The sequence below is a fragment of the Lachnospira hominis (ex Liu et al. 2021) genome, assembly GCF_014287955.1.
Taxonomy (GTDB): domain Bacteria; phylum Bacillota; class Clostridia; order Lachnospirales; family Lachnospiraceae; genus Lachnospira; species Lachnospira hominis.
This window is the reverse complement of sequence record NZ_JACOPD010000004.1, coordinates 81,520-97,100: the sequence shown is the minus strand read 5'-3', so window position 1 is coordinate 97,100 and position 15,581 is coordinate 81,520. Positions and strand designations below refer to the sequence as shown.

At 32.0% G+C, this 15,581-nt stretch carries 14 protein-coding genes, 1 pseudogene and 1 CRISPR repeat array; all 15 genes and pseudogenes read right to left on the bottom strand.

The window, feature by feature from the left end; translation table 11 throughout:
- Positions 1 to 8 precede the first annotated feature (8 nt).
- On the bottom strand, positions 9 to 209 hold the full coding sequence (locus H8S01_RS06555; protein ID WP_186836619.1) for a hypothetical protein: 201 nt from the start codon (positions 207 to 209) through the stop codon (positions 9 to 11).
- A 113-nt stretch (positions 210 to 322) separates the two neighbouring features.
- A CRISPR array of direct repeats spans positions 323 to 1,664; the repeat unit is 30 nt; unit sequence ATTTACATTCCACTATGTTTCTATTAAATC.
- A gap of 193 nt (positions 1,665 to 1,857) precedes the next feature.
- Positions 1,858 to 2,136: a CRISPR-associated endonuclease Cas2 gene (gene cas2 / locus H8S01_RS06550; protein WP_186836618.1), complete on the bottom strand. Its 279-nt coding sequence runs from the start codon at positions 2,134 to 2,136 to the stop codon at positions 1,858 to 1,860.
- Positions 2,137 to 2,219: 83 nt separating this feature from the next.
- Positions 2,220 to 3,212 (bottom strand): type I-B CRISPR-associated endonuclease Cas1b, encoded by a 993-nt coding sequence (gene cas1b, locus H8S01_RS06545; protein WP_186836617.1) that lies wholly within the window; start codon positions 3,210 to 3,212, stop codon positions 2,220 to 2,222.
- Between the two features lie 26 nt (positions 3,213 to 3,238).
- Positions 3,239 to 3,708: pseudogene (cas4, locus tag H8S01_RS14445) on the bottom strand (CRISPR-associated protein Cas4).
- A gap of 76 nt (positions 3,709 to 3,784) precedes the next feature.
- Positions 3,785 to 6,205: a CRISPR-associated helicase Cas3' gene (gene cas3 / locus H8S01_RS06535; protein WP_186836616.1), complete on the bottom strand. Its 2,421-nt coding sequence runs from the start codon at positions 6,203 to 6,205 to the stop codon at positions 3,785 to 3,787.
- 78 nt (positions 6,206 to 6,283) lie between these two features.
- Positions 6,284 to 7,009 carry a CRISPR-associated protein Cas5 gene (gene cas5 / locus H8S01_RS06530; protein WP_186836615.1) on the bottom strand — a complete coding sequence of 242 codons (726 nt, stop codon included), beginning with the start codon at positions 7,007 to 7,009 and terminating at the stop codon, positions 6,284 to 6,286.
- Positions 6,993 to 7,871, bottom strand: coding sequence for a type I-B CRISPR-associated protein Cas7/Cst2/DevR (gene cas7i, locus H8S01_RS06525; RefSeq protein WP_186836614.1), 879 nt, complete (start codon positions 7,869 to 7,871; stop codon positions 6,993 to 6,995). Before cas7i ends, cas5 begins: the two co-directional genes overlap by 17 nt.
- Complete coding sequence (locus tag H8S01_RS06520) at positions 7,872 to 9,650, bottom strand: Cas8a1 family CRISPR/Cas system-associated protein (protein WP_186836613.1); 1,779 nt, start codon at positions 9,648 to 9,650, stop codon at positions 7,872 to 7,874.
- 88 nt (positions 9,651 to 9,738) lie between these two features.
- Entirely contained in the window at positions 9,739 to 10,461 is a 723-nt protein-coding gene (gene cas6 / locus H8S01_RS06515) for a CRISPR-associated endoribonuclease Cas6 (protein ID WP_186836612.1), read from the bottom strand.
- Positions 10,462 to 10,792: 331 nt separating this feature from the next.
- Positions 10,793 to 10,993, bottom strand: a complete 201-nt coding sequence (locus tag H8S01_RS06510; protein ID WP_186836611.1) for a hypothetical protein — start codon at positions 10,991 to 10,993, stop codon at positions 10,793 to 10,795.
- Between the two features lie 90 nt (positions 10,994 to 11,083).
- Complete coding sequence (locus H8S01_RS06505; protein WP_243204252.1) at positions 11,084 to 11,545, bottom strand: hypothetical protein; 462 nt, start codon at positions 11,543 to 11,545, stop codon at positions 11,084 to 11,086.
- Positions 11,546 to 11,571: 26 nt separating this feature from the next.
- Entirely contained in the window at positions 11,572 to 11,841 is a 270-nt protein-coding gene (locus tag H8S01_RS06500; protein WP_186836771.1) for a hypothetical protein, read from the bottom strand.
- Positions 11,842 to 12,053: 212 nt separating this feature from the next.
- Positions 12,054 to 13,346 carry a hypothetical protein gene (locus H8S01_RS14065; RefSeq protein ID WP_243204250.1) on the bottom strand — a complete coding sequence of 431 codons (1,293 nt, stop codon included), beginning with the start codon at positions 13,344 to 13,346 and terminating at the stop codon, positions 12,054 to 12,056.
- A gap of 244 nt (positions 13,347 to 13,590) precedes the next feature.
- A complete protein-coding gene (locus tag H8S01_RS06490) occupies positions 13,591 to 14,583 on the bottom strand; it encodes a helix-turn-helix transcriptional regulator (protein ID WP_186836610.1) in 993 nt (330 codons plus the stop codon).
- 230 nt (positions 14,584 to 14,813) lie between these two features.
- Entirely contained in the window at positions 14,814 to 15,551 is a 738-nt protein-coding gene (locus H8S01_RS06485) for a metallophosphoesterase (protein ID WP_186836609.1), read from the bottom strand.
- Between the last annotated feature and the right edge of the window lie 30 nt (positions 15,552 to 15,581).

Genomic DNA, 15,581 nt, shown 5'->3' with positions numbered 1-15,581 from the left:
CCTGATAGTTACTTAAATAAATCCATAATGCCAAAGCTCGTCTTCTTATAAACCTTATTGTAAGCTGCTTTCTTTGGATTTTTTATCCACCCTATGCCATTCTTTCCATAACCTGGAATTACAGCTTTCTTAATAGCACGCTTAGCTTTCCCTGTTGTTCTTGCCTTTATTGATTTCTTTATACTGGGTGTTCTCATTCCAAATCTCATTTTAATTGCCTCCGTTGTTCCATAAAAATCACCTATTATTACTATCTATCAATAATAGGATTATACCACCATTTACCCCTCTTCAACTTGATATATTAAATAAATTGAAAGACATTTACATTCCACTATGTTTCTATTAAATCAGTTGTTTTAAGCAATATTTCGGATTTGCAATATATATTTACATTCCACTATGTTTCTATTAAATCCTATGAAAGTGCAATGAGCAATGTGGCAGCAATATCATTTACATTCCACTATGTTTCTATTAAATCTCAGATTACCGTTCTTGTCTTTTAAGCCTGTGCATATTTACATTCCACTATGTTTCTATTAAATCTAATCTTTTGATTGCAATAGTTACTCCGTTTACTATATTTACATTCCACTATGTTTCTATTAAATCGTCGCCCTTGTAGTAATTCCACAGATACTTAATAACATTTACATTCCACTATGTTTCTATTAAATCGCTCTTGCAATAGCAGGAGCTTTTATTGGTTTTTTAATTTACATTCCACTATGTTTCTATTAAATCCATGTAGCACACAGGAACAGTATTCCTTTTAAACAGATTTACATTCCACTATGTTTCTATTAAATCGAGCACTGCAGACACATAAATTCATATCTGAACTTAATTTACATTCCACTATGTTTCTATTAAATCTTGAAAAATCTCTGAAGCATCTTAGCTGTAATCTCATTTACATTCCACTATGTTTCTATTAAATCTGTGTAATCGTAATTAATTGCAAGCGGCTCAACTATATTTACATTCCACTATGTTTCTATTAAATCTGTTTCAGGTGGATATAACTATATTGTGTGTGATTAATTTACATTCCACTATGTTTCTATTAAATCTGTTCTACTGCTGACAGTAAATGAATGTATACTGTATTTACATTCCACTATGTTTCTATTAAATCAAGCCCCTTTTAAAGAAAATTTGAAAGAGGAAAATAATTTACATTCCACTATGTTTCTATTAAATCCGTAGAAGGACTTGTAAGTGGAATCAGGTCTATGATATTTACATTCCACTATGTTTCTATTAAATCAGCGTTCAGTTCAGCACTTGCTTCACTTAAAGTTAAATTTACATTCCACTATGTTTCTATTAAATCCCAGCGGGAGCAGATTCTAAAATAAATGTATACCTATTTACATTCCACTATGTTTCTATTAAATCACACTTGCACTGTATACAAAATTAAGTAATGTAATATTTACATTCCACTATGTTTCTATTAAATCAAGATGGTTCTGAATATAATGAAGATGTTGTTACTTATTTACATTCCACTATGTTTCTATTAAATCAAAAACGCTACAATCCGCTTGTTTACTGACTTTGATTTACATTCCACTATGTTTCTATTAAATCTCTGTGCTTTCATTGTAAACAACGTAAGTATTCATATTTACATTCCACTATGTTTCTATTAAATCCCGTAACACAAAAGTCGCCTATTTTCAGGTACTACCAATCTATTTTCTGTCGACTCTCAATATTTATATATTATCATCTTGTAAATTTTTTTACAATAACATCAAATATATAATAATTTCAGCATTGTCGATCTCCCCGCATTTTTACATTATCATCGGTCGACAGACAAATTATACACAATATACAATCACATTAAATTATAAAACTTGTTACATCTGCCTGCTTTCCCCACCATTCCTTATCAAGCCACTTCTGTTGTCTGCTTTTAAATAAAATGACAGAATCCAATTCACTATTAATATAAGGTTTTAATTCATTCTGCATTTTTATTAACTGTACCTTTGATAGTTCACCTTCAAAAACAGAGTTTTGTATGTGTGACATATATTTCTTGCATATTTTAAAAATATGTGACCACCTTTTTCTTCCATTTTCATCTTTACTTACATCATATACTAAAACAACATACATATTTTCCCCGCTTTCAAGTTAATACACTTTATATCATTATCATAATAACTTATATTACATAGTAAGCTCACACGATCTACGATTTACCACCATATTCTGAATCCCTCATATTCCTTTTCACCTATTAGATGCTTAATAAGCTTATATACCTCTAATCTTATTAAATATTGATATGACACCTGTCGACCTAATTCCCTATGCATTATTGTCTGTTTCATTCTGTTTTCAAATTCCGAAACAATTAATTGTGAAGCTTCCTTTTTTAAGTGCAAATAATTCAATTCTTTAGTAAAGCTATTTTCTGTTATCTGTTTCCTATTAAGTAATGAAAATATTAATCTATCTCCAATCAAGGGTTTAAACACCTCAGATATATCAAGACAAAAAGAATATCTTCGCACGCCCGGCTCATGCAAATAACTTATAGTAGGATTCAATTGTGTATGGTATATTTCGCTTAATGTTCTTGTATATATAAGAGAATTAACAAATGAAATTAACGAATTAATCATATTATCAGGTGGGTGCATTACACGTTTATCAAATTCTATTTCCTGATTAATAATTATACTCCACGCTGAATAGTACCTTTTTCGTATATTCCCCTCTATTCCCATGATTTCCTGTACTGATTTTACATCTGATAATCCCGCACACAAAGAATCTATATCCTTCATATATTCTGATACATCTTTATCACGTCCATTATAATACCTCAAATTTCTATATATATTATCTGCCGCCGCTTGAATAAACTTTCTAGCTAATAAAAGTCTCTTATCATATTCTGTATAATGCTGTACTTGACTAACCAATAATTGCCCCGCAAGATTACTCTCCTTAGGATAAAAACTCCCTGTATAAAAATTATAATAGTTGAAAAAATGTATTGGTATTCCATACTTGGATATATAATTTAAAAATGTTGTATTAAAAGACATTTCTGACATAACATATATATCTGATATACGTTCTATAGGTATATCTCTTTTCTCGCCTTCATATGATGTAAATCTCAATGTATTATCTTTTCTCTTTAAATCCCCATTATTGTATATATAAAAACTCTGTTTCATTTTATTTCTCCAACTATCATCTAAAATTATATAAAACACATATCAAAATAAGCACATTTTTTACATATTTTAGTTTCACTTAACTCTAGAGGCAATTCATGTTCTTTTATTTTATTAATATCATCAATAATCTTATCAAGTTCCCTACAATCTTTATCTGTCAGTTCCACATCTATATTTCTTTTAGTCAAAGGATAATCAATTTTACCACTAATCCCCTCCACTCCTTTTTTATTTAAATAATAAAGATAATATTTTAATTGCCATATTCCGGCTTCATCTATTGCCTTACTTTTTTTACTTCGTGCAATTCTCTCTTTTCACGTATAAAATCAATATTTATAACATCATCAATATTAATATGCTTATCATCCCGTGCATAACTATTCTCATCAAGCAACTTACCCATCTGTACATTTTCATTACTCTCTTCCATTGTAATCTGATGACAAAAATACCATAGTTTTCTTTTGCATATAAAATAATAATATACCATTACACCCGCTACTTTATCTTCCATAATTACAGCTCCAATAAATACAATATATGATGCCCAATGTTCTTCACAACTACTATATAAATATAGAATTCTGTGCTTCCTTTTTCATTAACCCTCTTCCCATACATTTTTCCATATCAAATTCGTACATTCTTCTTGTTCTATGAATATTCATCTCCACCTGTTTTATATAATCTATATCTTTACCTCTTGTTTTAATAACACATTCGTCAACCAATTCCGGTAATTTGTATCTATTGTATATTGGTAACGATAACGTCATGTCAGATATTTTAGACATAATAATGCTCCTAATATCTTTTTTTATATATCTATTATTAATAATATTTAAACAATTATCTATAAAGTCAATATTTTGATTATATATATTATCAGGTATCACTGTAACACTATTTATATCTCTAAACTGCTTATCAACTTCTGCTTTACTATATTCTGCCTGATTAATTTTTTTGAAATTCTCCAAGGCACTCTCAATATTTTTGTAATAGGCTGTATCAATCAAATCTTCTGTACAATACACTCTGTTTATATATTCGTTTTTTTCTCTTTCAACCAAAGGTCTTCCTGTATAATCCTTCAATATATCAACTGACCGTTTATATATATCTTTATCGTATATATAATCAATATTTTTCGTAACATATATATGAACATTAGCCTCTGTAGGAATATAACGTGCATGTCTGTTACACCTTCCCAAACGCTGCAATAAACTATCAACAGTACTCATTTCTGTATACAATACATCAAAATCTATATCAAGGCTGGCTTCTACAATTTGTGTTGTTATCCATATACCGGCAGATAATTCATCTTTTGAAAATCTCATTATATTTTCTTCCAATATTCTTCTATGACATTTTATAAAATGTGAATGTAAAAGATGTATTTCTGTTTCTTCAACCAAACCTGAATCGTATATATCATATATTTTTTCATATAACTTCTGTGCACTGCCAATAGTATTACATATAACCAATACCTTTTTATTTTTAGCTGATTTAATAACCTTATCCACATCAATATCTCCATAATCTTCATCAAGCCAATGTCTTACAATTCCTGCTGATGTTGAAAAATCTTTATATTCATAGTCTACATTCTCTATAAGGCCATATTTTTCCATTAGGCTTTTTAATACCGGTGGAAATGTTGCTGTTATAATGGCAAAATGGCCTCCCATATCTGATATAATTTTTAACCCATATATAATTGCAGCAATAATCTCTGAATTATACGACTGTATTTCATCTATTATGACCTTAGAATATTTAAGTGTTGCAGCAAATATTTCCGTTCCCAACGCTTTATATACAAACTTAAATATCTGATCAACAGTACACACAGTCAATGGGAATGAAAGCAACTTTGACCTTTGATACGCATTATAAGCACTTTCATCTCCTCTTTTGCTCTCATCTATAAAATACTGCATACTTCCTGAATGTAATAATGTTACATTGCCATAATTATACGTCCTCTTTATTCTGTCATATATAGCATTGGATGAAACCATATACGGTAATGTATAAAAACATTTTTCACCATCAGCCCATATTAAAGCTGCTTCTGTTTTTCCCATTCCGGTTGGTGCTACTACTACAAGATTCTTATTGATATTATTTTTCATATATATTTGAATAGAATTAAATTTCATATTATGTAATTTAAAATATTCATAAATATTTTTCACTAATATTTTATCATCAATATCCGAAGCCACCTCTGCCTCTTCATAACCTGAGCTTACTGTATAATCAAACTTATTTAAAAGCCCCTTAATTAAAGCATATTTCTCCCATATTTCATTCTTTATCCTCAAATTTACAGATGTTTTATTATTTCTAAATAAAAGTTTATTAACGTTAGCTGACATTATTTTTTTATTTTCATTTTTGTAATAATCTTTTAGATTATCAAGATAATATTTATTACAATATTGCTTTATTTCCGCACTTTCCCACTTATCTTCCCTATCATGGTGATGATAAACAGCCGTTATAAATATCTTAAAATCCTCTAATGTACAATCCGGCACTAAACTACTTAGTTCATCTTTTGATATACTTACCGCACTTAAATATCCGTGAGGAATTTCATAATTAAACTTTTCATCTGAATTTGAATTCCTATTACCTATTTTAGCCTGAAACACTCTGTTAACTTTACCAATATCATGTATACGACATGCTTCAATAACAAGACTTTTTTCTTTTTCAGTAAAATATCTGCCATAAATCTCAAAAAAATTCTCTGCACATATTACTATTTCTTCAAGATGCTGTTTTAATGTAACCTGCCCCTTTTCTGTCGTATTAATAAATTCGTTAATAGAATTATCTATAGCTGTTTTTTCGCTTAATGTAAGCTTATCCTGTACTTCTTCTATTACAGAATTAATCTTTTCTATAATTTCATTTTTTTCATTATCAGACAAACTTTTTGTTGCTGACTTTGCATAACATTCCATATTTTCTCCTTCTATTTCTACAAACCCTTAGTGCCATTATCAACAAATTACATTCCAATATGTATCTATTAATTTTATTTATGCAAAAACAACAACATCTTCTGCTTTTGAGTCATCTACTAAAATATTCTCTATCACTATCCCACTTGGATAATAAAAAGCCTTGATACGTCCGCCTTCTTTCTCTGACTTCCATCTTCGAATTCCCTGTTTGGTTATTTCATATTCTTTATTTATGGTATATACAGTAGAATTAATATTTTCGTATCCTCTTTCCATAATATAAGACACCGGAATATATATATTATGCTTTGTTGCGGCCTCATCTTCCATTCTCAGATTCACTATATCAACACTTTTTATATCTATCAAATCCTCATATCTGCCAAGTGACAAATACATTGGTGGATTTTTAAGTGCTTCATATATAATCTGCATATCTTCATCTTCTTCAGGCAAAATATGAATAATTATGTCATTTTCGCAAACTAATTCTACATTAGCCACACCTTTAAATATTCCATATTTTTCACCATCTTCAATGCATATATTATGTCTTCCTTCTTCATATTTTGCACCCGATGAAAAAGAATATCTTGCATACAATTCAGAAACCATTCCCTGATTATTTCCCTGTATACTTAATTTCATTCTATGATATCTCTTAAACCCACATGCTGCATGTATCATTCCTATAACTGTTGAATATGGTGGAAGCGGATATGTTTCTTTTATAATAAAGCTGCTTGGCTTCTTATAATTAACAAGATTCTGAAAACAGTGCAACTTAATTGCTTTCATCATAATACTCGCTCACTTTCTCCTTTAACTGACTAAATGCCTTTGCAACTGTTACTGCATGCATCTTTTCTTTCAGTTCAGCGTCATTATCAAATATATCTGATACAACACCAACAACAGTATTATCCTTTATACTGTCATCACCCTGCAGCACATCAAGAAATGCACCTGTATTTATACTGTTATTCTTTATACGCACACAATTTTCAAAGAATGGATTTTTTCTTGCATAGTTACCACCAATGACAAACAACGGTGAAAGATTCTCTCTTCTTCCTTTGATATCTCTGTATAAATACTGTACAACATCTAATAATGCATCTACTCTTTCTTTTTTTTGTTCTGATGATATGCTAATATCACCATCTTCACCGACCCTGTCAAGATCTATAGACAATGTATATGTATAATAAGCCCTGTGTATCTCGCTTTGTGCAATAGCATTACCAAGATTCTGTCGTTTTGCAAGTCCCATATTAGTAAGAAATTCTAATTCTCCTTGATATGGTTCAAGAGATATTGCATTACTAAGTCTTGCAACAGCACTTCTTGTTGTTGCTCCTCCCTTAATACTATCATCTTTTGAAGTTGTCTTCATATAACCAAATAAATCTATCTCAGGATAATCTTCTATTGTAGCAGAAGGTGCAAACTGAACCACTCCACTCTTCCCGTCTACAGGAGTATTATCCCAATTAAGTTGCTGAATAATATTATATCTTATAGCTTGTCTTGATATATATGAATACTGCTGAAAATCTCCTCTTGTCATTTTTTTTAAAGCTGTTATATTACCTACACCCTCACCATAATTAGCACTCTCCGCCAAAAATACCATTGTTAATGTTAATCCATTCTTTTTCATCTATATACCCTCCTTAACTATTTTATTATCTTCTTTTTGGAAATTTGAATTGCATCCCTTTAATCCCATGTAAAATGCATATCCATACTCTTCAAATAGTCCTTGATTATTAAACATATTTATTAATTCACATGGAACTATCAGCTTACTTGCCTGTTCCTCATTTGCAGGAACTTTGCATGAACTATATAATCTCATAACTATTTCAAGATATTTTCCTGTATTCTTTGTAGAAAGAGCATTCATAAGCTGATACAATGTTCCTCTGATACATTCATCGTCTGCAGCCCCCTTCGATGCCAATAAAGCTATACGAAGTGAATAACCACTATTCATTACTGCCAACCTATTCATAGCTATCTTACCTCCATTTTCTTTACCACTCTTCACTATATTTGTCCACAAAAGCACATTATAAATCCAATAAGCAGATGCATTATAAGCTGACGACTCTATTGATTCCCTTAACACCTTGTTAAGAATCATTTCCTGACATTTAAAGTTCAGTATATTAAAAATAACCTGTTCATGAATATTAACATATTCACTTTCTAACATAATATACGGTGACATCTCCATATACTTTAAAGCGTTCTGAACCGTTCTTTCTTTGATAATTTTCAATGCATCATTACTTACAACCGAAAAAATATACTTGTCATTCTGTCTCGTACCTCTGATGATTACCTGAACACTTGATAATCCTTTAAGCTCATGCTCCATCAACTTATTTAACATCTTTGATAACCATTGTGAATAACTCCCTTTATCCTGTTTTTCCGTATTATCTGAATGTATATTATTTTTTTTGTAAACATAATTATTCTTTTTATTAGCCTGTATTAATCCGTCAATAGAAACATTCGTGTTAAGAAACACAAATCTATTGCCCAAAAGATTAAATCCCAACGGACATAATGCATAAACAAATGCACACACAGGACACAAAAAAGCATCTACTTTACAGTTCCAGAAAGCTGATTTTTTTCTTGAAAGGTCATCCGCCATATCCTTCATAAATGCTATTGAAACCTTATCCTTGCTTCCCATCATTTTTCCACAGTCAATGCACATATCTTTATCCTTAATATGTGATTTCTTTACATACGCTTTGAAAGGCTCAATAAAATCCTGTTCAAACAATTCTCGCATATTTTTCCTTGCATTAGCTCTTAATAAGAAACATTTTCCATCCCAAAAGCGATTAATATAATTATATATAACACTCTTCATAACAAAAGTTTCTTCACATAAAGGTTGTTTTAAAAATTCATTTAATTCTTCTAAACGCTTTTTTAGCTCTTGTGGATTTAACTTAAAGCTTAATTTTTCTTTCTGTAAATTCTCATATACAGAAACATTCTCTACCTCATTCTTTATATTATCAAAACCCGATTTATAACTATTTGACAAAAGCTTATCACTTATAAAATCAAGCATTTCTTTATCTTCTGTATTTTTTTGCCATGTGCCATTATTAATTTTATCAATGATAACATCAATATTATCTAAAACTCTTGCATACACCGTACTATCTCTGTAACAGGAAACACATGCTTTAAAAAACATATCTGTCCAATCGGCATTTTCTATAAAATCTTCATCCAACCACAATCCACTCTCATATGCTTCAAAGTCATATTCTTTGCCCCCTTGCTCTTTTATACCGTACTCCCTGCCTTCAATAACATTAAATTTATATTCTTTAAGTATATAATACAAGCCAACAATACCGGCATTTTTAAGAAAATCTCCTGTCGTTATAAGATATTTGCCCATTTTTTACCTCCTCTCGCTTTTATGATATCATTTCTATATCTTTTGTTCTGATACATTTCATAAAAATATACATAATACATATACTATCCTACATCAATACTTCCCACTTTCCATGTCCTTCGCTGCGCCTGCTACCAATTCCTGACTGATAAAGTATATTAAGCAATTCAGGATTTCCTGTTATTTTGTAGATGCCTATATTAGCATCTATCTTTCTCCCAAAGCAGTTAACCACAACCTTTTTACCTTTTACAGGTAGTAAAGAAAATCCATCCATAGATACATCTATATTAACCCTTTGTAAAAATACTGAAACATTCTCCTTTACCTTATCAGCAAACTCCTTACTATCATATGTATAGTATTCATCTCTGTTAGTATCTGAATTATGCTGTCTTACGATAAGCGGACTTTGCATTTTAATAACAAGCTCACTATCAACTATATCTTTTCTATTCTGTGATTTCACCGAAATAAGTTGCATTGAGTTATTATTTAACGGATATTTTTTCATCCGCATCAACTGAAATGAATTAAACCACTCGATAGTCTGTCTCATATCTGCATCTGAAAAAAATATTTTAAATCTTTTTTCTCCAAGTCTTATAACATTCTTATCAAAAAATGCTCCCGGCAAATAAACACTGTACGTAAATGTTTTTATTATCGACTTGCTCTTATCGTATAATCTTTCAAACATTTCCTTTGAGTAATTGCTACTTGCTGCTTTTAAAAAACTTACAACCACTCTTTCATATTCAACTGGTAGCTCAGGCTTTTCTAATTGAAATTCCAATGTTAACTGAATCATTGTTCACACCTCCTTTCTTTAATTATCTATTCATGTTTTATATATCACTAATTATTATATATGTCAATATAAAAATTATCTAATAGGTGTAATTTTATGTATCAGCCTGTAACTTTTATTTGGGATTGATTTTTTTTACTTATTATTGTATACTTTTAACTTGCAAGTACTTACCATATTGGAATGTAAATATTAGATAATTATTATATAATTTATATTAATATCAACATATTGGAATTATTATCTAATATTAATTTAGCTCTCGCAAAAATATATTTATGATTGTTTTAAAATCTCATAAATATTTTCATTAATATATTTCTCTAATGTTTTACTTAAATAAATCCATAATACCAAAACTTGTCTTTTTATAAACCTTATTGTAAGCTGCTTTCTTTGGATTTTTTATCCACCCTATGCCTTTCTTTCCATAACCTGGAATTAAAGCTTTCTTAACAGCTCGCTTGGCTTTTCCTGTTGTTCTTGCTTTAATTGATTTCTTTAAACTCGGTGTTCTCATTCCAAATCTCATTTTAATTGCCTCCATTATTCTATAAGAAGTCAAAAATTATCATATCTATATTTTATCTATATTTCAATTATACTGCACTTCTAATCATCTTTACCAATCTTCACCCAACTCATCCATTGCATCATCTACACCATCGGCATAATCTCTATCTCTGTCATATCTGTCATAGTCATAATCGCCATCCATATAGATATCATCATAGCCATCATCATAAGAATCATATGTACTCTTTTTTGTGCCGCTGCTATATGATGACTTATTTGTTGAATTTGATTTACTATTGTAACTACTGCTTGAACCAGAACTGCTTGCACTACTTTTAGAATTACTGCTGGATGATTTATTGCTATGTGTCGAACTGCTATTAGATGTACGACTGCCCGTATATGGTTTGTGCAGATAACAATAACTGCTTCCGCTTGCCTGTTTATTATCACATCCAGCCTTAATGCACTTAGGTTCACTTGCCACACCTATTGAACCAATCACAAGCACAACACATACCATTACAAACGCTACTGCCAATCCAAGTCCAAATGAATCTCTTTTCATACAAATCAGCCTCCTTTTCAAAAAACTCAGTCAAAGTCATAATCATCCGGGTCTAACCCTGCTTCTTCCAATGCCTCTGCCCTGTCATCAGGATCCATAAGTTCTAATTCATCAACATCAAGTCCTGCTGCCATTGCATCAATCTCAAAATCATCCTTTGTGTCATCCTCAAAGTCTCCGGCATCTCCAAATAATGCTTCATGTTCTTCCCTGCTGGTGCAAAGCATTTCTCCTGCAAACATCATTTCCGCACCATCTATTTTGCCATCGCCATTTAAATCCATCCAATTTTTCATTGCCATACCTCCTGTAATCAAGAATTATCAAGGTTATTTGTTTCTTTCTGATTATATAGTACTACTTAAGCTGTCCTATAATCATCCCTTGTATATCGAATCTTTGTTCTTTTACCTGATTATTCATCATATTCTTCAAGTTACTGTTCTATTTTCTCTATGAATTTCTCTTAATATTGTCTTATTTGTCATGGGAATTATCCTCCTTATTTTCAACCAACCATATCTTCTACTATATGCATATTTTCTTCCTGCCCGTTATCTACAGGCTGCATTTTGGTCACTTCACTATGTTCTGGAACTTCCATTATATCTTCAATTTCCGCCAGATTATCTTCACAGGTATCAGCCAGGGATTCACAGTCAATGTAATCTGTTAATGCATACAGACAGTTAAGTTCTTTCATTTTTGCTTTCTTTTCAAGTCTCAGTTCTTTAAGTCTCTTAAATATCTTATATCCCTGAGCTACGTTGCAATTAGCATCTTCTGTTTCCATAAGGATGTTTTCAATATCCGCATCTATCTCTTTGATGTCTATCTGTAGATTTGTTATATACTGCCCGGCATTTCTATAAAACTCCGCCTGCTGCCTTGCAAATGAAACCCAGTCATTCTCTTTTCCGTCAAACAGAGTGTAATTTCTTTCTTCTGCCATTGTTTCTTCACCATCCTTTTCATCAAATGTTGGTTCAACGCTGTATCTTTGCTTTGCATTTGAACCAACAGGAGCTGTTGTATGTATATCGTCTCTTTGCAACCGCCTGTCTTTGAGCACGCAATTTTCAAACAACTCTTCGTATTTTCTAGGTTTATACTTTCTTGTTTCCAAACCTTTAATACTTTTTAATGCCTGCTTCGCTCTGGTGACATTGGCATTCGTCCCAAAACCGGTTTGAAAATATTCAATTTTTTGCAGTTCATCCTTGATATCCCTTCTGTTTTCCCTACACACTCTCAGCAGTTCAACCAGATCAGCGGCTTCATTATCATCAGTCTCACATAATTCAATATAGTGAAGAATATCGCATATCTTCTGGTCTATATCTGAATGCTTTTTCGACAACTCCTCCCTATAATCTTTCAACCCCTCTACAAGATATGTAAAATGGGTAAGATATTCTGCCCAGTCCATTTCCGACAGGTCATATGATGCAACATTTTTCTCTATTGGTTCTGTTACCTCATCATATGTTAGTTCTTTTATAGGTGAAATGTATTCATCATCATTATTTTCTTTCTGTTCTTCAGCGGGTAATGCACCGGAATTATCGTCTATTTCATTACTGCCTGATACTTCTGTGCTCATATCTTCCTCTGTTTCTTCAATCGGAACCATACAATAAAATGATGCCTTCTTTCCTACACATATACGGCTGTTAGCCTGTGCAAATGTAAATACTGTTGCATCCTGTTCTCCTGCCACTGCTACCAACTGATCTGATTTATCAGTTCTATAATAATGACCACTATAATCCATTATGTAATATAAAGAATCCGTTCCCATAGGCACCTCCTATTCTAATATCCCATCATTTCTGCATACATCGTAATATTCACACATAATGCAGCATCCTCTGCATTCCTTAGCATGTAATACTGTTTTTCTAATCCAATACCATAACCTTGCCACTCTGCCACCTCACCTGTGCAAAAAAAATAAGAACCAGTAAGAGTTTATCTCTTATCTGATTCTTATTATAAATACTAAGGTGTCCCATAAACACACCTTGCATGTCGAATTTTTGTTCTTATTTTTTATATTGTTTTACCAGTCTGTCAATTTCAGCATTCATCATTTCAACCACATTTTGTGGTCCTGCAAGCGTTACTCCCTCACCAAGACCTATAATCCATGCCAGAAACTGTCTGCTGACTGCAACTTCCACATTGACTACAAAGCGTTTATCATCCAACCTAATCATAGATACATCTTTGCCAAAACGGTCTATCATTACACCTGCAAAAGAATTGTCGCACTCAATGTGCACCCATTCTTCTTTCCCACCGTACATGCCAAACATTTTTCTGGCATATGCAGCCATATCAAAAGACTTAAATGCCTGTCGCCCTTCTCTTCCCTTGCCATTTGACTTGATATAAAGCATTTTATCTACACGAAAGTGCTTTATTATTCCATCATTGCTGTCATACGCAATTAAGTAATAATTTTCATCATCCCAGGATAATGACCATGGACTGACCTCATAAAGTGCTCCATCATGGCGTAGTTCCATCTTCTTATCTACGTTCCACTGAAAATATTGGAATGTTATTTTCGAATTCTCTGCTATTGCTGTATGTATCCTGTCAACATTGTAATAAATGCTCTCATTCATCGTCTTTACACGACCAGCCACAAATACCTGCCTGTGTAACTGTGATGCTTCGTACTTACTGGCAAGCCCTTCTATCTTTTTTATAAGCTCATTTGACTTCTTAGCTGTTATAAACTTTGCAGACTGCACAGAATCAACCAATAATTTTAATTCTGCAAGTTCAAACTGTCTGTTCCCAATATGATAGGAATATGTCCTGTCTTCCTGCGTTCCTATAACATCCAGACCATACACCCTGAGATTTTCAATATCATTATACAAACTTTTGCGTTCCGCACTTATATCATACGCAGCGAGTGCATCAATAATCTCCGGCATAGTAATACTATGAGTTTCATCTGTTCTCTCCAGAAAAATCTTCATAAGATATATAAGCTTCAATTTCTGATTTGATGATTTAGGCATATTGCACCTCCAAACTCCACGATAATACAAAAAACTTCTTTTATATGATAGCATAAATAATCATATAAAAGAAGTTCATTCATTAATGAAATAACCAAATAAACATTATGATTGCTCCAAGCGGCGGACATATAAGTCCTATTACCATGTATGCCACGACCCAAATCCAATCATGTGATGATGAATATCACTCATGCAATATATTTTCATGTACATTCCTCCATAAATTCTCAGTCTTTATCATTGCCACCAGAATAAAATTCTTCACCTGTGTCCAGACATATTGCCGCAAGCCTTCCACCCGGCAGATATGCACCACAGTCAATATCAATGTGATTATTCTTTCTGTACACATAGCCTGGTCTGGGATTGTCCTCAATATATCTTGTTGGTGTATGCCCTGTAACAGTTATTACATCATCAAAATATCTGACATCATAATCCACCCTTGACCATACAAGCTCATCAAGCGAATAATCATCAATATCCCTCTTAATATCGAAATTGCCAAGCCCTCCATGCACAAGAAGATACTTCTGTCCATTAACCGCTACCTTCTCGTACCATGAAAAATCTGCCACATAATCAAGCACATCTTTTCTTGTCTCATTATCCAGCTTACTCAGCTCATCAGTGGTTGCAATCCCACCATTTCTCTGCCATGCATAAAGCTTCTGGAACATATCGTCACTAAACTTTTCTGCAAATTCTTTGATGGAATTCTCATCTTTTACTTCATTAATAAGAACCGACATACATTCCAGCATCATCTGTTCATGGTTACCTGCTATAGGTATAACATTTGGCATTTCCATCATCTTAAGAAGCGTCTTCACCGGATTCTTTCCTCTGTCAACAACATCTCCCAGCACATACAATATATCTTCATCTGAAAAATGTATTATATCCAGCAGTTCCATAAACTTCCCGTATTCACCATGAATATCCGATATCACATATGTCGCCATATATTCCCTCCGTATGCTATTTATTAAGTA